This window comes from Mesobacillus maritimus (assembly GCF_023715205.1).
Classification (GTDB): domain Bacteria; phylum Bacillota; class Bacilli; order Bacillales; family Cytobacillaceae; genus Mesobacillus_B; species Mesobacillus_B maritimus_C.
Genome location: NZ_JAMBNR010000010.1, coordinates 57992 through 77826 on the forward strand (window position 1 = coordinate 57992; position 19835 = coordinate 77826).

Annotated in this window: 20 protein-coding genes; all 20 read left to right on the top strand. The window is 39.1% G+C overall.

The window, feature by feature from the left end; all coding sequences use genetic code 11:
- The first annotated feature begins 356 nt into the window (after positions 1 to 356).
- Positions 357 to 1448, top strand: a complete 1092-nt coding sequence (gene murG, locus M3182_RS15260) for an undecaprenyldiphospho-muramoylpentapeptide beta-N-acetylglucosaminyltransferase (protein ID WP_251425686.1) — start codon at positions 357 to 359, stop codon at positions 1446 to 1448.
- Positions 1449 to 1511: 63 nt separating this feature from the next.
- A complete protein-coding gene (murB, locus tag M3182_RS15265; RefSeq protein ID WP_251425688.1) occupies positions 1512 to 2420 on the top strand; it encodes a UDP-N-acetylmuramate dehydrogenase in 909 nt (302 codons plus the stop codon).
- 205 nt (positions 2421 to 2625) lie between these two features.
- A complete protein-coding gene (locus M3182_RS15270) occupies positions 2626 to 3417 on the top strand; it encodes a cell division protein FtsQ/DivIB (RefSeq protein WP_251425690.1) in 792 nt (263 codons plus the stop codon).
- Positions 3395 to 4099, top strand: a complete 705-nt coding sequence (locus M3182_RS15275; protein ID WP_251425692.1) for a DUF881 domain-containing protein — start codon at positions 3395 to 3397, stop codon at positions 4097 to 4099. The genes M3182_RS15270 and M3182_RS15275 overlap by 23 nt, the downstream gene beginning before the upstream one ends.
- A gap of 28 nt (positions 4100 to 4127) precedes the next feature.
- A complete protein-coding gene (locus tag M3182_RS15280) occupies positions 4128 to 4862 on the top strand; it encodes a DUF881 domain-containing protein (protein WP_349774412.1) in 735 nt (244 codons plus the stop codon).
- Positions 4862 to 5212 (top strand): small basic family protein, encoded by a 351-nt coding sequence (locus M3182_RS15285; RefSeq protein WP_251425694.1) that lies wholly within the window; start codon positions 4862 to 4864, stop codon positions 5210 to 5212. Before M3182_RS15280 ends, M3182_RS15285 begins: the two co-directional genes overlap by 1 nt.
- Positions 5213 to 5320: 108 nt before the next feature.
- Positions 5321 to 6610, top strand: a complete 1290-nt coding sequence (gene ftsA, locus M3182_RS15290; protein ID WP_251425696.1) for a cell division protein FtsA — start codon at positions 5321 to 5323, stop codon at positions 6608 to 6610.
- 42 nt (positions 6611 to 6652) lie between these two features.
- Positions 6653 to 7810, top strand: a complete 1158-nt coding sequence (gene ftsZ / locus M3182_RS15295) for a cell division protein FtsZ (protein ID WP_251425698.1) — start codon at positions 6653 to 6655, stop codon at positions 7808 to 7810.
- Positions 7811 to 8544: 734 nt separating this feature from the next.
- Entirely contained in the window at positions 8545 to 9480 is a 936-nt protein-coding gene (gene spoIIGA / locus M3182_RS15300; protein WP_251425700.1) for a sigma-E processing peptidase SpoIIGA, read from the top strand.
- Between the two features lie 44 nt (positions 9481 to 9524).
- Positions 9525 to 10244 (top strand): RNA polymerase sporulation sigma factor SigE, encoded by a 720-nt coding sequence (gene sigE, locus M3182_RS15305; RefSeq protein ID WP_251425702.1) that lies wholly within the window; start codon positions 9525 to 9527, stop codon positions 10242 to 10244.
- Positions 10245 to 10396: 152 nt separating this feature from the next.
- Positions 10397 to 11176: an RNA polymerase sporulation sigma factor SigG gene (sigG, locus tag M3182_RS15310; RefSeq protein ID WP_251425704.1), complete on the top strand. Its 780-nt coding sequence runs from the start codon at positions 10397 to 10399 to the stop codon at positions 11174 to 11176.
- 374 nt (positions 11177 to 11550) lie between these two features.
- Entirely contained in the window at positions 11551 to 11820 is a 270-nt protein-coding gene (locus M3182_RS15315) for a YlmC/YmxH family sporulation protein (RefSeq protein ID WP_251425706.1), read from the top strand.
- A gap of 239 nt (positions 11821 to 12059) precedes the next feature.
- The gene (gene pgeF / locus M3182_RS15320; RefSeq protein ID WP_251425708.1) at positions 12060 to 12887 is read left to right on the top strand and encodes a peptidoglycan editing factor PgeF; all 828 of its coding nucleotides are present in this window, start codon (positions 12060 to 12062) and stop codon (positions 12885 to 12887) included.
- A complete protein-coding gene (locus M3182_RS15325) occupies positions 12888 to 13571 on the top strand; it encodes a YggS family pyridoxal phosphate-dependent enzyme (protein WP_251425710.1) in 684 nt (227 codons plus the stop codon). It begins immediately after the preceding gene.
- Positions 13572 to 13574: 3 nt separating this feature from the next.
- Complete coding sequence (locus tag M3182_RS15330; protein WP_251425712.1) at positions 13575 to 14030, top strand: cell division protein SepF; 456 nt, start codon at positions 13575 to 13577, stop codon at positions 14028 to 14030.
- A 7-nt stretch (positions 14031 to 14037) separates the two neighbouring features.
- On the top strand, positions 14038 to 14298 hold the full coding sequence (locus M3182_RS15335) for a YggT family protein (protein WP_251425714.1): 261 nt from the start codon (positions 14038 to 14040) through the stop codon (positions 14296 to 14298).
- A gap of 116 nt (positions 14299 to 14414) precedes the next feature.
- Positions 14415 to 15185, top strand: coding sequence for a YlmH family RNA-binding protein (locus M3182_RS15340; RefSeq protein WP_251425716.1), 771 nt, complete (start codon positions 14415 to 14417; stop codon positions 15183 to 15185).
- A gap of 88 nt (positions 15186 to 15273) precedes the next feature.
- On the top strand, positions 15274 to 15795 hold the full coding sequence (locus tag M3182_RS15345) for a DivIVA domain-containing protein (protein ID WP_251425718.1): 522 nt from the start codon (positions 15274 to 15276) through the stop codon (positions 15793 to 15795).
- Positions 15796 to 16134: 339 nt separating this feature from the next.
- On the top strand, positions 16135 to 18903 hold the full coding sequence (gene ileS / locus M3182_RS15350; RefSeq protein ID WP_251425720.1) for an isoleucine--tRNA ligase: 2769 nt from the start codon (positions 16135 to 16137) through the stop codon (positions 18901 to 18903).
- A 598-nt stretch (positions 18904 to 19501) separates the two neighbouring features.
- On the top strand, positions 19502 to 19786 hold the full coding sequence (locus M3182_RS15355) for a hypothetical protein (protein WP_251425722.1): 285 nt from the start codon (positions 19502 to 19504) through the stop codon (positions 19784 to 19786).
- The last annotated feature ends 49 nt before the right edge of the window (positions 19787 to 19835 follow it).

Here is a 19835-nt window from a genome sequence, read left to right on the forward strand (position 1 = left end):
AGATGGACCATGTAACATAAGAGTCCTATAGGTAAATGAGGATTTGGGTAAAGGGATAGAGGGCTTGAGTTCTAAATTTCATAAAAGTTGTTTATGGTCAATTCACATTAGCGTTTGAAGAATATCGTTAAGTTTTTCTTAGAGTATTGTCTGGAAAGTTTTGTTATTATAATGGGCCTCTTGCGTATTGTTAGTACTAAGGCAATGTTACAATTCAATAACATTCTTTTTAAAATCAATTTAGATGTATAGAATATAGTAGAATAGGGGATAGCCAATTGGGATTGCTTAGTTTGGCTCCATGCTAGACCTTTATTCCTTGTAAGATTAGATTGCTCTTCAATGAGGTGAGGAAAATGAGAATCGTTGTTAGTGGCGGGGGAACCGGAGGACATATCTATCCGGCACTTGCATTAATAAGAGAAATTAAAAAGAAAGATACAAATGTAGAGTTTCTTTATATAGGAACAGAGAAGGGACTAGAAAGCAAAATCGTCCCTAGGGAAAATATCGCCTTTAAATCAATACATATTACCGGTTTTAAGCGAAAGCTTAGTTTGGAAAATGTTAAAACGGTAATGAGGTTTTTTAAGGGAGTTAGCGATAGCAAAAAGATTCTTAAAGATTTTAACGCCGATGTTGTCATAGGTACTGGGGGCTATGTATGTGGTCCAGTTGTCTATGCGGCGGCTAAATTGGGGATTCCAACGATCATTCACGAACAAAATAGTGTTCCGGGGCTTACAAATAAATTTTTAAGTCGCTATGTGGATCGAATTGGGATTTGCTTTGAAGAAGCAAAAGAGTCTTTTCCTAGTGAAAAGGTGGTTATGACGGGAAACCCGCGTGCCTCTGAAGTATTAGGGCAAGACGGCAAACAAGGTAGGCTTTCTGTTGGGTTAAAATTAGATCAACCTGCTGTACTGATCTTTGGAGGAAGTAGAGGGGCTAAACCACTGAATGAGGCTGTTTTAAAAAGCCTAACGGAAATGGGAAGTAAACCATATCAAGTGTTATATATAACAGGGGATGTCCATTATGATGAAGTCCAAAGAGAAGTGGAGTTAATTGGAAATCCTGAAAACGTGATTATTAAGCCGTTTATCCATAATATGCCTGAAGTTTTAGCGGGGATTGACCTCACTGTCGCTCGTGCAGGAGCAACAACTCTTGCCGAACTTACATCTTTAGGAATTCCGAGCATCTTGATTCCTAGTCCTTACGTAACCGATAATCATCAAGAAAAGAATGCACGAGCACTTAGCAATCATCAAGCGGCCGAGCTTTTACTTGAGAAGGATTTAACAGGTCCAAAGTTAATAGAAAAGATTGATGGCATTCTAACAAATCAAGAAACGTTACAAGAAATGAAGATTGCGGCGAAAAAGCTTGGCGTACCTGACGCAGCTGACAGAATGTATAAGGTAATCAAAGAGCTTGTTAAGTAGCCCAAAGATAATCGCAAGCATAGAATGTGATAAATGGATTTTTGCTGAAAGGAAGATTTTTTAATGAAGGATCTGGCAATGCAGCTTCAACAGTTGAATATTGGCACCGTTAGAGAGAATGAGCCATTAGCAAGTCATACAACTATAAAAATCGGTGGACCAGCAGACTTGTTTATTGAGCCTTCTTCGATTGAAAATCTTGAGAAAGCGATGACTGTCATACGTGAGGCTGGTGTAAAGTGGACAGCAATCGGCCGAGGCTCAAACCTTCTTGTTTCCGATAAAGGTATTGAGGGAGTAGTCATTAAATTAGGTTCGGGTCTTGACCATGTTGAAGTAAACGAAACAAAAGTAAAGGTAGGAGCAGGAACTTCTGTGGTCGCTTTAGCAATGACCTTAAGCAGAAAAGGGCTCTCTGGTTTAGAATTTGCGAGTGGAATTCCTGGGTCTGTTGGGGGTGCTGTCTATATGAATGCGGGCGCACATGGTTCTGATGTCTCACGAATTCTAGAAAAAGCACATATTCTCTTTGAAGATGGGACGATGGAATGGTTATCGTTAGAAGACATGAAATTTTCTTATCGGACCTCTGTCCTTCAAAAAGAACGCCCAGGAATTGTCCTAGAAGCGATATTTAAGCTTCAAGAAGGCGACCCAGAAAATATTAAAGCGGTCATTAAAAAGAACAAGGATTATCGTAAAGATACACAGCCATGGAGTTCGCCTTGTGCTGGAAGTATTTTTAGAAACCCACTTCCAAATTATGCTGGCCAGTTGGTGGAAAAGGCGGGTTTGAAAGGATATTCAATTGGTGGTGCTCAAATTTCTGAAATGCATGGGAATTTTATTGTGAATGCCGGAAATGCAAAAGCAGAAGATGTCTTAGCGCTTATTGAATTCGTAAAAGATAAAATTTGGGAATTATATGAAGTTCGGATGGAAACGGAAGTTGAAATAATAGGCAGAAATTAAATGTTCTCTATCTGCTAATTGGCAGAAATGTGGTATAATAATTCATCAGATTAAGTTATGAATAGGTGGAGTTAGAGCGATAACGGCATGGTTTTCGTGCCGTTGTTTTCACTTCTACAAGTAGACAAGCCTACCTGTGTCCATTTCAGTTTCTAATCATGTTAATTCGCGGTTGAAGAAATTGCTGTAAACGGGGTGATTGGGGATGGAGAACGGAAAAATCGTATCGATTGAAGATCGGATACCGAAATTGAAGCAGCAAAGGCGAAAAAAGGCAAACAGACGATTAATATTGATGCTTTTCCTCTTTTTTACGTTGATTTTATGCATCATTTATTTCCAGTCACCTCTCAGTAAAGTCCAAAAGGTTCTCATAAGCGGTACTGAAACGGTAACGGAAGACACGATTAAAAAAGCTAGTGGCATTACTTCGGACACGAACATTTGGAAAATCGACCGAAAAGAAACAGAAGCTAGACTGGAAAAAATGCCAGAAATTGAACAAGCAGACCTTTCAATTGACTTCCCGAATACGGTAGCCATTCAACTCAAAGAATTCGATAAGTTAGCCTTTCTGTCTCAAGGTAGAGACTTTTTCCCTGTGCTTAGTAACGGAGAAATTCTTACAAGCGGCTTGACGCAGGACATTCCAGTGAATGCACCGATTTTGTTTGCATTTAAGGAAGGGGAGGTCCTCAATGAGATGATTGCCTCATTACAAAGTCTTCCGGAGGAGATTTTGAGCAACATCTCCGAGATTCATCATAATCCATCGGAAACAGATCGATACCGGATTCACCTTTTTATGAATAATGGGTTTGAAGTTAATGCAACATTAAGAAACTTTAGTGAAAAAATGGTGCATTACCCTTCTATTATCAGCCAATTAGATCCGTCGCAAAAAGGGATTATTGATATCGAGGTAGGTTCTTACTTTAAAGCGTATGAAGCGGAGGATGCTGAAGAGGTTGAGATTGAAAAAGAAAGTGAAAACTAGAGGTGTCGTATTGGCGATTGTTTTCCTTGTTCTCGGTTTTATGGTGGCATACTCTTTTCGAGTTACTCAAGGAGAAAAAAGCAATCAACCGATTACAGATAGGCAGTGGGAACAAAACTTACGGCTTCGCGATGAACTTAATGAGCAAAAAGAGAGAAATCGGGATTTGCAAAAGGAATTGAACGAAAAGCAAGAAATGGTTCGTGACTACGAATCACAACTTGCGGACGAAGCTCAAGTTTATTTTAACTTAGCGGAGGATGCTGAAAAATATCGAATGTTTCTTGGAAAAGTGAAGGTAAAAGGAGAGGGTGTTAAGGTTACCCTTTCAGATGGCGAGTACAATCCTGATGAGCCAAACATCAATAATTACCTAGTACATGAACATCATGTTTATAAGGTCATAACGGAACTCTATATTTCTGGGGCCGCTGCTGTTGCTATTAACGGTCATCGGTTAACACATAATTCCTATATTTTGTGTGATGGGCCTGTCATCACAGTTGATGGCCAACAGTACCCTGCGCCATTCGAAATTACTGCAATCGGTGATCCTAAAGTCCTTTCCTCAGCATTGAATATTACTGGTGGGGTAAAAGATCAATTGGTTAATGATCAAATTATTTTTTCTCTGCAAGAGGAAAATAAGATTGTAATGGACCCCGTCAATGTAAAAAAATAGTGTGCGTAAAGGATAAGGGAAGGTGTGAATGATGGGTAGCCAAAAGAATGTATATTTTACCATTACAGCTTCCATCATAGGTTTCATGGTTGCCATCCAATTTCAGACTGTTAGTGAACCGGTCGTTAGGGATACTCGTGATACGTGGGAGCTCCGCAATGATTTAATGAGTGAAAAGGAAATTGAATCAGAATTGCTTCAAGAAATTCAGACCTTTGAAGATACATTAGCAAAATATGAAGATGAAAGAGAACAGAGCAAGGGCAAACTGTTAAAGGAAACACTAAATGAGTTAAAAAACGAAGCAGGTATGACAGATGTATCTGGACCAGGAATTACTTTAACAATCCGACCAATTATAAATGAAATTGGCCGTGAAGTTCAAATGGCTTATATCTCACCTAGTTTACTTCAAAGGCTTCTCAATGAATTAAACATGTACGGTGCAAAGTATGTTTCGATTGATGAGCAGAGAGTCATTAGCACAACGGTTATTCGGGACATCGGCACGGTAACCAAGATTGACGGTCACTCTTTAAACCGTCTGCCGATTGTAATCAAAGTTATCACAGAAGACGAAGAGAAGGCAGAACGTCTTTTTAAGCGAATGGAGATTTCTCCGGTTGTTGAGGATTTTAATATGGATTCCTTAAAAGTTGAGTTGAGTAATCCTGAAGAAAACATAACGATTCCGGGATATAAGGATCCAATCAGGATAAGATATATGGAGCCGGCTGATAATGGCGTAGGAGGCGACGGATAATGTGGCTTCCATTAATGGGGTTAATTATTGGGGTTATTATAGGTCTTCTGACCGATATAAGAATACCAGCGGAATACTCAAACTATTTGTCTATCGCCATTTTAGCAGCGTTAGATACATTGTTTGGGGGAATTCGAGCGCAATTGCAAAATATATATGATGAAAAAGTGTTTGTTTCAGGTTTCTTTTTTAATATCTTATTAGCTGCAAGTTTAGCTTTTCTAGGTGTTCATCTTGGTGTAGACTTGTATTTAGCAGCAGTCTTTGCTTTCGGCGTCCGTTTATTTCAGAATATCGCCGTAATTAGAAGAATTCTCTTGACGAAATGGACATCAAGTGGTGAAAAATAGAAAAAAAAATGATATTTTAAAAGGGAATCAACTTATTTTGACGAATAGGTAATTGTAATTAATAGGGAAATCGTGCTTGTTGTTCGAAAATAAAGGAGGTGCCAGAGAATGAACAGCAATGATATATATGTCAGTCTTGACATCGGTACATCCAGTGTAAAAGTAATCATTGGGGAAATGGTCAATGACTCTTTGAATATAATTGGTGTTGGAAGTGTAAAATCGGAGGGCCTAAGGAAAGGCTCCATCGTTGATATAGATGAAACCGTTCATTCTATTAAACAAGCAGTGGAGCAGGCTGAAAGAATGATAGGAATGGATATTGGTCAGGTAATTGTTGGAGTTACTGGCAACCATGTCACGCTTCAGCCTTGTCACGGTGTAGTGGCAGTTTCTAGTCCAAATCGAGAAATCACAAATGAAGACGTTGCAAGAGTTATGGATGCAGCACAAGTGGTTTCGATTCCACCTGAACGGGAAATCATTGATGTCATACCAAGGCAATTTATCGTTGATGGATTAGATGAAATTAGTGATCCTCGAGGGATGATTGGGGTCCGGCTCGAAATGGAAGGAACCATCATTACCGGTTCTAAAACGATTTTACATAATACGCTCCGTTGTGTTGAACGTGCCGGATTAGAAGTATTAGATATCGTTCTTCAACCACTGGCAGCGGGATCGTTTGCGCTCTCAAAAGATGAGAAAAATATGGGGGTTGTTCTAATTGACATGGGTGGCGGATCGACAACTCTAGGTTGGTTTACGGACGGTCACCTGGCTGCTACTGCAGTCATCCCTGTAGGGGGAGAACATGTAACGAAAGATTTGTCTATTGGACTTAGAACTTCAACAGAGGATGCTGAAAAGATTAAAGTTAAGCATGGACATGCTTTTTATGACCATGCATCAGAAGATGAAGTATTTACTGTTGGAATTATTGGCAGTGACCAGCAACAACAGTTCAATCAATTAGAAGTTGCTGATATCATCGAAGCTCGCATTGAAGAAATTTTTGAGTTAGTTCAAGATGAACTACGAAAAATGAAGGTTCGTGATTTGCCAGGAGGATTTGTCCTTACTGGCGGGATGGCAAATACGCAAGGAGTCCTCGAATTGGCACAGGATATGTTCCAAAGCCGTGTAAGACTTGCTGTGCCAGATTATATTGGGGTGCGTGAACCACAATTCACCACAGCTGTCGGTCTAATTAAATTTGCCTATAAGAATGCCAAGCTGCAAGGAAGACAAGTAGAAGCTACAGTAGCTGAACAGGAATTTAAGGAAAATAGAGTCCAAAAACAGCCGCAGCCAAAAACCAAGCCGGAAAAACAAAAGCAACCGGAAGAAAAGGGACCATCTAGAGTAAAGAAATTTCTTGGCTACTTTTTTGAGTAAATTTTTGCGAATCGGAATCTCGACGATTTAGGAGGATTTGTCATGTTGGAGTTTGATACAAATTTAGATTCACTTGCGACGATAAAAGTTATCGGTGTTGGTGGCGGCGGAAATAATGCAGTTAACCGAATGATTGAACATGGCGTGCAGGGTGTTGAGTTTATCGCAGTAAATACAGACGCACAAGCCTTAAATCTATCAAAAGCCGAAGTTAAAATGCAAATTGGCGGCAAATTAACCCGTGGATTAGGTGCAGGCGCTAATCCTGAAGTAGGGAAAAAAGCTGCTGAAGAAAGCAAAGAACAAATTGAAGAAGCACTTAAAGGTGCAGATATGGTATTTGTAACAGCTGGTATGGGTGGTGGAACTGGTACTGGTGCAGCTCCTGTTATTGCTCAGATTGCTCGAGATCTAGGGGCCTTAACAGTTGGAGTCGTTACTCGTCCATTTACATTTGAAGGACGCAAGCGTGCAACGCAAGCGGGTGGCGGAATTGGAGCAATGAAGGAAGCGGTTGATACACTTATTGTGATTCCAAATGACCGACTTCTAGAAATCGTTGATAAGAGCACTCCAATGTTGGAAGCATTCCGTGAAGCGGATAACGTATTACGTCAAGGTGTGCAAGGTATTTCTGACTTGATTGCAGTCCCTGGTCTGATCAACTTAGACTTTGCTGATGTTAAGACGATTATGTCTAACAAAGGCTCTGCACTAATGGGGATTGGTGTTGCAGCTGGAGAAAACCGTGCAGCTGAAGCGGCAAAGAAAGCTATTTCTTCTCCGTTGCTAGAGACTTCTATCGATGGAGCTCAAGGTGTTCTTATGAACATTACAGGCGGTTCTAACTTAAGTCTTTATGAAGTTCAAGAAGCAGCTGATATTGTTGCGACTGCCTCTGATCAAGAAGTTAACATGATTTTTGGTTCTGTCATCAATGACAACCTTAAAGATGAGATTGTTGTTACAGTCATCGCAACAGGGTTTAATGACATTCCATCGGCACCAGCGAAGCCATCACGCCCTGTATTTGGTGGACAATCAAAACCACTCAATAATAATACAGTTAAGCGTGAAGTCAAGCGTGAAGAACCGCAACAACAGGAACCTCAAAGAGGCAACCACGGTCAACAACAGCAGCAAATGGAAGATACATTGGATATTCCAACATTCCTACGTAACAGAAATCGTAGAAGATAATAATTGGATTATTAACAAGAAGCGTCCTACTTTGTAGGGCGCTTTTTGTGTGCAATGAATTAATTATGGGGTTGTCCTATAAGGACAATACCTTTACGAGAGAAGATAAATTTGGGAGGCTCCCAAATTAAAGTAAGGGTAATGGAATAAGGTCACCAATAAGGTGTCTGGGTGCCCAAACTTGGTTTGGAGCAGAAGAACTGTCACCAATAAACGGGTAGCTGCCCAACTAAGGATAGGAATGCAAGGAAGGGATGTCCCAAACGCATAAATCCCGTTCGTTTGACGCAGAGCTTGGCAAAAAGGCATGCAAGAAGTTCTAACGTGCCCAAAACAACTAGGGTCACCCTAATAGTTAGGAACGGCATATTTAACGAAATCTCCCTCCAAAAATGATCCAAATTATTTCGCTTTCCACAGCATAACAGAATCGCAGTAAACACTACCTCTCAGTTTAGCTTCTATCCCGATGAAATCTATCTTTCAATCATTTAAGCTACTTTGGTAAAAAAATCAATTTGATAATGTGACAAAATCCGAATAGATAAGTGAAAATTTCCGATGTTTTGTATACAGAAAGTGACACACTTCAATAAGGTATGTACGTTATACTTTGTCGTAAGCATAAAGTAGAAAGATGGAGGCGAGTGTTGACGATAGGATAAATCTTTCATTATGATGGTGCGAATGTTTTCTGGTTATGTTTGAAGTCTGGGGGTTAGGAGGGTAGGGAGTTGACGGTCTATCTAGATGTGATATGGGCTTTGAATTTGTGTTTTGATGCTCTTCTCCTGTATTTGACTGCATTAGTACTAAAGCGAAGGGTGAAGCCTTGGAGAGTCTTTGTAGGGGGCTTCATTGGAACCATATTAATATTATTAACACTTACCCCTTTTGAACATACCGGTCACCCAGTGGTTAAGTTGGGCTTTTCCATTTTAATGGTGTTAGCAGTCTTTGGGTTTAAGCGGTTAAGCTTTTTTCTTAAAAGCCTAATGACATTTTATATGATGACTTTTCTAATGGGAGGGGCCATTATCGGTTCCCATTATTTTGTCCAATTTGACATGGATCTTTCAACTTCAGTGGCTCTTGCTAGTATTAGAGGTTTTGGGGACCCAATTAGCTGGCTTTTTGTCCTTTTAGGATTTCCGCTTGCGTGGCATTTTTCGCGTAAAAATGTGGAAGGAATTGAGATGGCGAAAATTCAATATGACCAAATTGTCGATGTATCCATTAGTATCAATGACATCGAGCTAAAACTGAAAGGGTTGGTCGATAGTGGGAACCAACTGTATGATCCGATTTCGAAGAAACCTGTCATGATCGTATCCATTGATGCCTTGCCGGTTGAGTTTCCAGAAGAGATCAAAAATGTCGCTAAGGAACCAGAAAGGATGTTAACTGGGGAAGCGCAGTTTCCGCCTGAATACGAAAGTAGGATGAGTATTATTCCGTATAAGGTGGTTGGACAAGAGCATCAATTGATTGTTGCTTTTAAACCAGAATATTTAAGAATTGAGAATGAAAAAGAAACATTTATCGTGGATAAAGCGTTAGTTAGTTTCACCGCACAAAAGTTATCCTCTGATGACAGTTTTGATTGTATCGTGCATCCTAAAATGCTTGCAGGCATTGCAACTCAGGAAAAAGGTGTATTGGTAAGTTAATAATACTATACTCAAAAAAAACAATTTTAGAAGGAGGACAATTCATGAAAAGTTTACGGCTGCGCTTATCCTATTACTGGTATAAGTTATTGCACAAACTAGGACTTAAAACAGATGAAATTTATTATATCGGCGGTAGTGAAGCACTGCCTCCTCCTTTGAATAAAGAAGAAGAAGAATTATTGTTACAAAAACTCCCAAATGGAGACAAAGCTGCACGTTCGATTTTGATTGAAAGAAATTTAAGATTAGTTGTTTATATTGCAAGGAAGTTTGAAAATACAGGCATCAACATCGAGGATTTGATTTCAATTGGAACGATTGGTCTTATTAAAGCAGTTAATACGTTTAATCCTGAGAAAAAGATTAAGCTCGCTACATATGCTTCCCGTTGTATCGAGAATGAAATATTAATGTATTTACGCAGGAATAACAAGATTCGCTCTGAAGTATCATTTGATGAACCTTTGAATATTGATTGGGATGGAAATGAATTACTTCTATCGGATGTCCTAGGAACAGATGATGACATTATCACAAAAGATTTAGAGTCCAATGTTGATAAAAAGCTATTAATTAAGGCTTTGGAGCAACTTTCAGACCGAGAAAAACAAATCATGGAGCTTCGCTTTGGACTTGGTAGTGGTGAGGAAAAGACACAGAAAGATGTTGCGGATATGTTAGGGATTTCCCAATCCTATATCTCTCGATTAGAAAAACGAATTATCAAACGGTTGCGAAAAGAATTTAATAAAATGGTGTAAAATTTTTTTGGTAAAGAAAGTCCATACTGGTAAAGGTTTCTAGGTGATAATTTCCTTTTTAGGTGGATTAGTTCCAATTAGCTTGTGCATATTTTTCCTTCTTGCGGAGATACTTAATTTTGTACAGCAGCTCCTGTAAGGAGGGAAAAAGATTGACTCGAAACAAAGTAGAAATTTGCGGTGTGGATACTTCAAAATTGCCAGTTTTGAAAAACGAAGAAATGAGAGAGCTTTTCAAACAGATGCAAAGTGGTGAGTTAACAGCAAGGGAGAAGCTAGTAAATGGAAACCTACGGCTAGTGTTGAGTGTCATACAGCGCTTTAACAACCGTGGAGAATTTGTAGACGATCTATTCCAGGTGGGCTGTATCGGACTTATGAAATCTATTGATAATTTCGATTTAAGTCAAAACGTTAAGTTTTCAACTTATGCTGTTCCGATGATTATTGGGGAAATTAGGAGATATCTCAGAGATAATAATCCGATTCGAGTATCGCGATCACTCAGAGATATTGCTTATAAAGCTTTACAAGTAAGAGAAAAGCTTATGAGTGAAAGACTTCGAGAGCCAACAGCCGAGGAAATTGCCAAAGTGTTAGATGTCCCTCATGAGGAAATTGTCTTTGCTTTGGATGCGATTCAAGATCCAGTTTCTTTATTCGAGCCGATTTACAATGACGGTGGGGATCCAATCTTTGTGATGGATCAACTAAGCGATGAAAAGAATAAAGATATTAACTGGATTGAAGAAATCGCGCTTAAAGAAGGAATGCGTCGTTTAAATGAAAGAGAAAAATTAATATTAAGAAAGCGTTTCTTCCAAGGGAAAACACAAATGGAAGTAGCGGAAGAAATCGGCATTTCACAAGCGCAAGTGTCAAGGCTTGAGAAGGCTGCCATTAAACAAATGAATAAGAATATTCAAAACTGAAATTAGTTTTTGAAAGCGAAAAGCTGCCTTAAAGGCGGCTTTTTATTTTGTCCGTGTGAAGGTCAAACCGCTGGTCAAGATGCAAGTTTTCTTATTGCAAAGCTCTTTTCTCAAAGATTGTTGAAATAAAAAAATAAATTAGCTATGATTCCATCCAAAGATCATTTATAAGAGAAGAAAAGAGCTTACAAACTAAGTAGTAACGCAGAGCAAAGCTTATTTCTCGTTTAAATCGGCTTTAGGATTTTAACAACAAACTTTACGAAAACAGCCTATTGCAAAGAACCTGATTATTTGGATAAAGTGGAATGCTAGTCATGAACGGTCCCCTTTGCCTCATATATTTTAATATGAGAGGGCAGGGAGGAAGATAGATGTTAAAAGTCTCAGAGTTTCAAATAAAAGATGTGGTGAATATTTCGGATGGTAAAAGGCTCGGGAATATTGATGATATTGAAATCAACCTAGACACAGGGAATATTGAGGCAATCGTTGTCGGAGGAGTCGGGAGAGTTCTTGGTTTTTTTGGAAAAGAAGACGAAGTAGTGATACCTTGGAAAAATATTTTAAAAATCGGGGAAGATGTCATCCTTGTTCGATATAAGGATTATGGTGAAATAAAAGAGGTTCAAGAAGAGGTATGAGCTTTTATTTGCTAGATACGGTATTCGTTAGCTAAACTAAAGGTAACAAGGCCATCAGAGGTTTTCCTCTGATGGAAAACCCTTTTTTTAAAAAACGGTTGGGTTTGATTATCACAGGAAAAACTACTTGTGCTTAAAAATTAAGGTGTTAATTTTATCACCCCACCTCATTTATTTTAAAGGGACAAGTTTAAGCTACTAGTCTGTGTAATTAAATAAAATTCATAGGGGAATGAAAAATGGAGCCATTTAAAATAAAAGATCAAAGATATTTTACAATCAATTCTTGGGCGGAAGAGTTTCCGAATTTAGTTGCTGGTTTTACCACTAAAATGGATGGTGTAAGCGAGGGGGAGTTTTCTGGATTGAATTTTGGTTTCCATGTAGGAGACCAACTTACGTCTGTTTGCGAAAATCGGGAACTTTTAGCGACAACGCTGGGATTTCCGACGAGTTGTTGGGTAGGTGCAGAGCAAACTCACGAGGTTCATCTTGAAAAAGTAACGAAAGCGGATAAAGGAAAAGGGGCTTCTTCGTATGAAAGTTCATTTTCAAGAACAGATGGTTTTTTTACAGATGAGGCAGGAATCCTACTGACCCTTTGTTTTGCAGATTGTGTGCCGATTTTCTTCCTTGATCAAGAATCTAGAAGAATTGGCATAGCTCATGCTGGTTGGAAGGGGAGTGTTCAGGCCATTGCGGCGGAAGTGGTTACTGCTTTTAAAGAAAATGGGAGTAATCCTTCAAGAATTTTAGCGATAATTGGTCCCTCCATATGCAAAAAATGTTATATTGTAGATAATAGAGTCAAGAACCTAGTTGAAAAAGCACTAGAAGGTGTCGAAAAAAAGCCATATAATCAAATTAACGATAATGAGTATTCATTGGACTTAAAGGAGCTTAATAAACAAATTCTGATAAGGGCAGGCGTCCCTGAAGAAAATATTCTTCAGACCAACTATTGTACAAGTTGTCATCAAGAGTATTTTTATTCCCATCGAAGAGATTGCGGAAGTACAGGGCGAATGCTAGCTTTTATTGGTTGGAAGGAGGAGCTTCGTTCTTAAATGAGAGTCGAGGACAATTTACGTAGTATACAAGCAAACATTGAACATGCCTGTAAGGTTTCAGGAAGACAACCAAGCGAAGTGAAAATTATTGCAGTGACCAAGTATGTGAGTGTTGAAAGAGCGAAAGAGGCTGTCGAAGCAGGAATTGTCCATCTTGGAGAAAACCGCGATGAGGGTTTACTTAATAAGTGGGAACATCTTAAGGACAAGCCTATATGGCACTACATAGGAACATTGCAAACTCGTAAAGTCAAAAACGTGATGGATAAAATTGATTATTTGCATTCGCTTGATCGTTTGTCACTAGCTAAAGAAGTGAATAAACGAGCAACGAAAAAAGTAAAGTGTTTTGTCCAGGTAAATGTCTCAGGAGAAGAATCAAAACATGGATTAAATCCAGGCGATGTTCTTGAGTTTGTAAAAGATTTAGCTCAGTTCGAAAACATTCAGGTTGAAGGGTTAATGACAATGGCCCCGTACACCGAGGATGAATTGTTGTTACGCCGTTGTTTTCAAAACCTAAAATCATTGCAGCATGAGGTCCAACAACTACATCTTGATTATGCACCTTGTAACGAGCTTTCAATGGGGATGTCAAATGATTATCAAATTGCAGTTGAAGAAGGGGCTACCATGGTGAGAATTGGCACTGCACTGGTAGGTGAGAAATCGGAGGTATAAAAAATGAGTTTAAAATCAAAAATAAAAAATTATTTCTTTCTTGAAGATGATTATGACTATAAGGAAGAGGAAATGATTGAAGAGGAAACTGTACAACCAACGAAACAAGCTAGACCACAGTCTACACCACAACCAGCACCAAAACAAAATGTTGTAAGTTTACAAAGTGTACAGAAAGCCTCTAAAGTGATTTTAATGGAGCCAAGAGTATATGCTGAAGCTCAAGAGATTGCCGATCATTTAAAGAATCGGCGAGCAGTTGTCGTTAATCTCCAAAGGATTGAACAGGACCAAGCTAGAAGAATTGTTGATTTTTTAAGTGGGACTGTCTATGCAATTGGTGGCGATATCCAGAAGATTGGTGCTAATATTATCTTATGCACTCCAGATAACGTGGAAGTGTCAGGAAACATATCAGAGCTTATGCAAGAACGAGATTTTCAAGAATCGAGGTGGTAGGGGTTAAATGGAGTTTTTACTTGGAATTATTCTGCAGCTAATTAACCTATTTCAATGGGCACTAATTATTTATATCTTTATGTCTTGGTTCCCGAATGCAAGGGAATCTTCAATTGGACAATTTCTCGCACGAATTTGTGAACCATATCTTGAGCCATTCAGAAGGTTTATTCCACCGCTTGGTATGATTGATATTTCGCCAATCGTTGCTTTCCTAGTTTTACGATTTGCTTCAGCGGGGTTAGTTCAACTGTTTAATTGGTTCTAAAATGAAAAGGGTCTATTGTAGACCCTTTTTTGCATAGAAAAAATGTTGGGTGTATTTTTAGAAGTGCTATCTTAATCAATTATTTACGCTTTTCAATTCATAAGGAGTTAAAATCAATGAACATCTACCAGCATTTTCGTCCCGAGGAGCGGGAGTTTATTGATCAAGTTTTGAGTTGGCGAGATTATGTAGAGCAAACATATGCTCCAAAGCTTACCGACTTCCTTGATCCACGTGAACAACAAATTGTTCAAACCATCATTGGCAACAAAGATGTTAAATGTTCTTTCTTTGGCGGATTTGAAGGAGCCGAGCGGCAAAGGGCTTTGTTGTATCCAGACTATTTTGAGGTGAGTGAGGAAGAGTTTCAACTATGTTTGTTTGATTTGAATTATGCTAAAAAGTTTGTTTCAATAGAACATCGTCAAGTACTGGGAAGTCTGATGTCACTGGGCTTAAAACGCGGAAAATTTGGTGATATTGTGATTAACAGTCATCAAGTACAGTTTTATGCCGCGAGTGAAATTTCTGATTATGTCCGCCTCCAGCTAGATAGTGTTGGAAAAGCTGGCATTAGCTTAAAGGAGATACCGTTAAATCAAGCAATACAGCCCGAGGTTAATTGGCGTGAATTGACAACCACAGCATCTTCATTGCGGTTAGACACATTGATGTCAGCTTTGTACAATATTTCGAGACAGAAGTCGCAGACGTATATTCAACATGGGGTTGTTAAAGTCAATTGGACAACAATTGAAAATCCAGCGTTTGAGTGTGGCGAAGGAGACATTTTATCTGTACGCGGATTGGGTCGTGCAAAGATTGTAACAATTGAAGGGAAAACGAAAAAAGATAAATATCGGGTTATTGCCGGCAGACAAAAATAAGGCTATAGTAGAATTTAGAAGGATTTTTTGTTTTCTTGTCGAAATATCCTCTATACATAATCAGTTTATACAAATAGGAGGTGGCGTCATGCCTTTAACGCCGTTAGATATACACAATAAAGAGTTTAGCAAAGGTTTCAGGGGTTATGATGAGGACGAAGTAAATGAATTCCTTGACCAAGTAATTAAAGATTACGAAATGATTATCCGTGAGAAAAAAGAGCTTGAAGAGAAGCTTAATGATATGAATTCCCGCCTTGGCCATTTTACAACCATTGAGGAAACTTTAAATAAATCAATCGTGATTGCTCAAGAGGCCGGAGATGAAGTAAAGCGTAATGCACAAAAAGAGGCGAAATTAATTATTAAGGAAGCGGAGAAAAACGCTGACCGTATTATAAATGAATCTTTATCGAAAGCTCGTAAAATTGCTTTGGAAATTGAGGAATTAAAGAAACAATCAAAAGTGTTCAGAAATCGCTTTAAGATGTTAATTGAAGCACAGCTTGATATGCTTAATAACGATGATTGGGATCATTTACTTGAGTACGAAGTAGATTCCACCGAGCTAAAGTCAGCGTTGAAAGAAGAAGAAGATTCACTAGCTTGACGTTAGAAGCTAATTTGTCATATAATTTATCAAAGTATAATACATGACTGAAACAATGACAGGGACAGTACGATTTTTCAATTGCTCAATTTTTTAGCGAATCGGGGATGGTGGAAGCCCGGTTTGAGAGAAAAATCAGAAAATCACCCGATAGTTCCGAGCTGAACGTTCTTAGGAATCATTAAGTGTAGGCGCTTCATTCACGTTAAGAATGCTAAGTGGACACTGCTGTTGTAGCGTGTCTAGTAGGGTGGTACCGCGGGAAACCTTCTCGTCCCTTTTTGGGATGAGAAGGTTTTTTTGTCGTTCATGATTGAAAGAATGTAGGAGGAAGAAAAAATGGATTTTAAAGACACACTGTTGATGCCAAAAACAGATTTCCCGATGCGTGGAAACCTGCCAAAGCGTGAGCCAGATATGCAGAAACAATGGGAAGAAATGAATATTTACGAAAAGGTACAAAAGCGTACTGAGGGAAGACCGCATTTTATTTTACATGATGGCCCTCCATACGCAAATGGTGATATTCATATTGGTCATGCTTTAAATAAAATTCTTAAAGATATGATTGTTCGCTATAAGTCCATGAGTGGTTACTCTTCTCCATACGTACCTGGATGGGATACGCACGGACTTCCAATTGAACAGGCGCTAACAAATAAAGGCGTAAAACGAAAAGAAATGACGATTGCTGAGTTCCGCAAGCTTTGTGAACAATACGCATACGAGCAAATCGATAGCCAACGTACCCAGTTTAAGCGTTTAGGTGTTCGTGGTGAGTGGGAAAATCCTTATATCACTTTAAAGCCTGCATACGAAGCTCAGCAGATTAAAGTGTTTGGAGAAATGGCGAAAAAAGGTTATATCTATAAAGGATTAAAGCCGGTATATTGGTCTCCATCCAGTGAATCTGCATTGGCTGAAGCGGAAATTGAATATAAGGATAAAAAGTCTCCATCCATTTATGTCGGATTTAAGGTGAAAAACGGTAACGGTGTGTTAGCAGAGGATGTTGAAATCGTCATCTGGACAACAACACCTTGGACCATTCCTGCCAACCTCGGAATCTCCGTGCATCCTGACCTCACATATGTTGTCGTGGCTGTCGAAGATAAAAAGTACTTAGTGGCCGAGGCATTATTAGAAACCGTGAGCCAAGAGATTGGTTGGGAAAACCCTGAAGTTGTTCAAAAAGTACAAGGAAAAGACATTGAACGAGTTGTTGCCGAACATCCGTTATATGGAAGAGATTCACTTGTAATGTTAGGGGAACATGTTACCACTGATGCTGGTACTGGTTGTGTTCATACAGCGCCAGGTCACGGGGAAGATGACTTCTTAGTTGGGCAAAAATATGGCCTTGATGTGTTGAGTCCTGTTGACGATAAAGGCTGCATGACGGCTGAAGCTGAAGGATTTGAAGGGCTATTCTATGATCAAGCAAATAAACCAATTACCGAGAAGTTACAGGAAGCAGGGAAATTACTGAAGCTTACGTTCATGACTCACTCCTACCCGCATGACTGGAGAACGAAGAAACCAGTTATTTTCAGAGCAACAGCGCAGTGGTTCGCTTCCATTAAAGACTTCCGTGGCGATTTGCTACAAGCAATCAATGAAACAAAATTTGTCCCTGCTTGGGGTGAAACAAGACTTTACAACATGGTTCGTGACCGTGGAGACTGGTGTATTTCCAGACAACGTGCATGGGGAGTTCCAATTCCAGTCTTTTATGCGGAAAATGGGGAGCCAATCATTACGGATGAGACGATTGACCATATTTCAAATCTATTTAGAGAACATGGTTCAAATATTTGGTTTGAAAAAGAAGCGAAGGAACTATTACCTGAAGGATTTACGCATCCAGGTAGTCCAAACGGAGAATTTACGAAAGAAACAGACATCATGGATGTATGGTTTGATTCTGGATCCTCCCATCAGGCAGTATTGTTGGAGCGTGATGATTTAGAAAGACCTGCAGACTTATATCTTGAAGGTTCTGACCAGTATCGTGGCTGGTTTAACTCTTCACTATCAACAGGTGTAGCAGTAACGGGTAAAGCACCATATAAAGGCATCTTGAGCCATGGCTTTGTTTTAGATGGAGACGGACGTAAAATGAGTAAATCTCTTGGTAACGTTGTGGTTCCGGCAAAGGTTATGAATCAACTAGGAGCAGATATTTTACGTTTATGGGTTGCTTCTGTTGATTATCAAGCAGATGTACGTGTATCTGACCCGATTTTAAAACAAGTAGCTGAAGTTTATCGAAAAATCCGTAACACATTCAGATTCCTTTTAGGAAACCTTGCTGATTTTAACCCTGAAACAGATGCAGTTGCGTTTGAAGATTTACGCGAAGTCGATCAATTTATGCTTGTAAAATTAAATAAGCTTATCGAGAATACTCATCAAGCTTATGAAAATTATGAGTTTGCAGGTGTTTATCATGCGGTTAACAACTTCTGTACGCTTGACCTAAGTTCATTCTATTTGGATTTTGCCAAGGATATTCTTTATATCGAAGCTGCAAATCACCCAGATCGCCGTGCAATTCAGACGGTTCTACATGAAAGTTTGTTAAGCTTAGTCAAGCTTGTGGCACCGATTCTTCCACATACAGCGGATGAAGTATGGTCCTTTATTCCTGCAGTAACAGAAGAAAGTGTCCAGCTCACTGATTTACCAGTGGCGAAGGATATTCCAAACGCTAAATCATTAGAAACGAAATGGAATGCTTTCCTAAAGCTCCGTGATGAAGTGTTAAAAGCACTTGAGGAAGCACGAAACGCTAAAGTAATCGGAAAATCACTTACAGCAAAAGCAGCTCTTTATGTGAATGCTGAAACTAAAGAGTTGCTTGATTCCATTAAAGAAAATATTGCTCAGTTATTCATTGTTTCTGACTTTGAAGTTGCAGGAATGTATGACGATGCTCCTGAAAATGCGATGAAGCTTGAACAGGCAGCGATTGTTGTTACAAAAGCTGAAGGAGAAACTTGTGAGCGTTGTTGGGTTGTCACTCCTGAAGTAGGAAAAGTAGAAGAGTTCCCAACTGTTTGTCCAAGATGTGCTAGTGTTGTAAAAGAACATCAGGAAAATAATTAATAAGAAAAGTGTCCTCATTTTGGGGACACTTTTTTATTGAGGTTATTTTATAAGAACATGCTCTTTCAAGTGTCTAACATGGATGACTCCTTTTAAAAGGCAAAGGGCTTTTGAAGATGTGCTCCGTGTATAATTTGTTCATGAGAACGAAAAGAGCCGTGAGAGTTTGAAAAAAGTGTTCCATGAAGGGTTCATGAGAACCTGTAAAGCCGTGAGTATTGAAAAAGTGCACCATGAAGTGTCCATGCGACCAGAAAGAGCCGTGAGTATTTGAAAAGCGTTCCTTGATTATTTCATTTGAACAAAAGGGCAGTGAATTTTATAAAAACAACCTCCGATTAACGCACAGCTATGCTTATCTTTTAGCTCCGTATTTTTATATTGAAAAAATAACCAATCACATTTATTGTGGTAGTGCTTATGATAATAAAAAAGCTCATTTTTGTTTTAACTAAGCCTTTTATTTAGACTATACAGCTTAAAAATTTTTAAATTTTTCCTTCTCCGACAATTCTTGTTCTGCTTGTCAAAAGTTTATCCGAGTCAACGGAATAGAACGGGTAATAATAGCTGTAAACAGGAACGGAGGCAGTGATATATGAAGCGATATCATTTTATCTATGAAGAGCTCCGTCGCACCAGGGAGGAGCTGCTTGAGCGCTTACAACAAGCAGATAAGCATAGTTCAATCCTCCTTTATATCAAAGCGGAGCTTGATGATGTAGAACGAGCAATAGCTAAGATGGAAGCTGGAGATTTCGGTCGTTGTGAAATGTCAGGAGAACTATTACCTGATGGGTTATTAGGGATGGTTCCAACTGCTAGATCAGAAGAAGACCTGAAAATGATGGAGGCATTCCTCCGCAAGCCGCTCTATTCATAGGAGATAAAGCAAAGTATTACTGTCGTTTTTGATTGCGTTATGCTAAAAT

What these genes read in the sequence shown, in the direction of transcription:
- ftsZ (WP_251425698.1), top strand. Translation starts at nt 6,653, where the DNA reads ATGTTGGAGTTTGATACAAATTTAGATTCACTTGCGACGATAAAAGTT.
- M3182_RS15340 (WP_251425716.1), top strand. Translation starts at nt 14,415, where the DNA reads ATGAACATCTACCAGCATTTTCGTCCCGAGGAGCGGGAGTTTATTGAT.
- pgeF (WP_251425708.1), top strand. Translation starts at nt 12,060, where the DNA reads ATGGAGCCATTTAAAATAAAAGATCAAAGATATTTTACAATCAATTCT.
- M3182_RS15285 (WP_251425694.1), top strand. Translation starts at nt 4,862, where the DNA reads ATGTGGCTTCCATTAATGGGGTTAATTATTGGGGTTATTATAGGTCTT.
- M3182_RS15335 (WP_251425714.1), top strand. Translation starts at nt 14,038, where the DNA reads ATGGAGTTTTTACTTGGAATTATTCTGCAGCTAATTAACCTATTTCAA.
- ileS (WP_251425720.1), top strand. Translation starts at nt 16,135, where the DNA reads ATGGATTTTAAAGACACACTGTTGATGCCAAAAACAGATTTCCCGATG.
- ftsA (WP_251425696.1), top strand. Translation starts at nt 5,321, where the DNA reads ATGAACAGCAATGATATATATGTCAGTCTTGACATCGGTACATCCAGT.
- murB (WP_251425688.1), top strand. Translation starts at nt 1,512, where the DNA reads ATGAAGGATCTGGCAATGCAGCTTCAACAGTTGAATATTGGCACCGTT.
- sigE (WP_251425702.1), top strand. Translation starts at nt 9,525, where the DNA reads ATGAAAAGTTTACGGCTGCGCTTATCCTATTACTGGTATAAGTTATTG.
- M3182_RS15345 (WP_251425718.1), top strand. Translation starts at nt 15,274, where the DNA reads ATGCCTTTAACGCCGTTAGATATACACAATAAAGAGTTTAGCAAAGGT.
- M3182_RS15330 (WP_251425712.1), top strand. Translation starts at nt 13,575, where the DNA reads ATGAGTTTAAAATCAAAAATAAAAAATTATTTCTTTCTTGAAGATGAT.
- M3182_RS15270 (WP_251425690.1), top strand. Translation starts at nt 2,626, where the DNA reads ATGGAGAACGGAAAAATCGTATCGATTGAAGATCGGATACCGAAATTG.
- M3182_RS15325 (WP_251425710.1), top strand. Translation starts at nt 12,888, where the DNA reads ATGAGAGTCGAGGACAATTTACGTAGTATACAAGCAAACATTGAACAT.
- M3182_RS15280 (WP_349774412.1), top strand. Translation starts at nt 4,128, where the DNA reads ATGATGGGTAGCCAAAAGAATGTATATTTTACCATTACAGCTTCCATC.
- M3182_RS15315 (WP_251425706.1), top strand. Translation starts at nt 11,551, where the DNA reads ATGTTAAAAGTCTCAGAGTTTCAAATAAAAGATGTGGTGAATATTTCG.
- M3182_RS15355 (WP_251425722.1), top strand. Translation starts at nt 19,502, where the DNA reads ATGAAGCGATATCATTTTATCTATGAAGAGCTCCGTCGCACCAGGGAG.
- murG (WP_251425686.1), top strand. Translation starts at nt 357, where the DNA reads ATGAGAATCGTTGTTAGTGGCGGGGGAACCGGAGGACATATCTATCCG.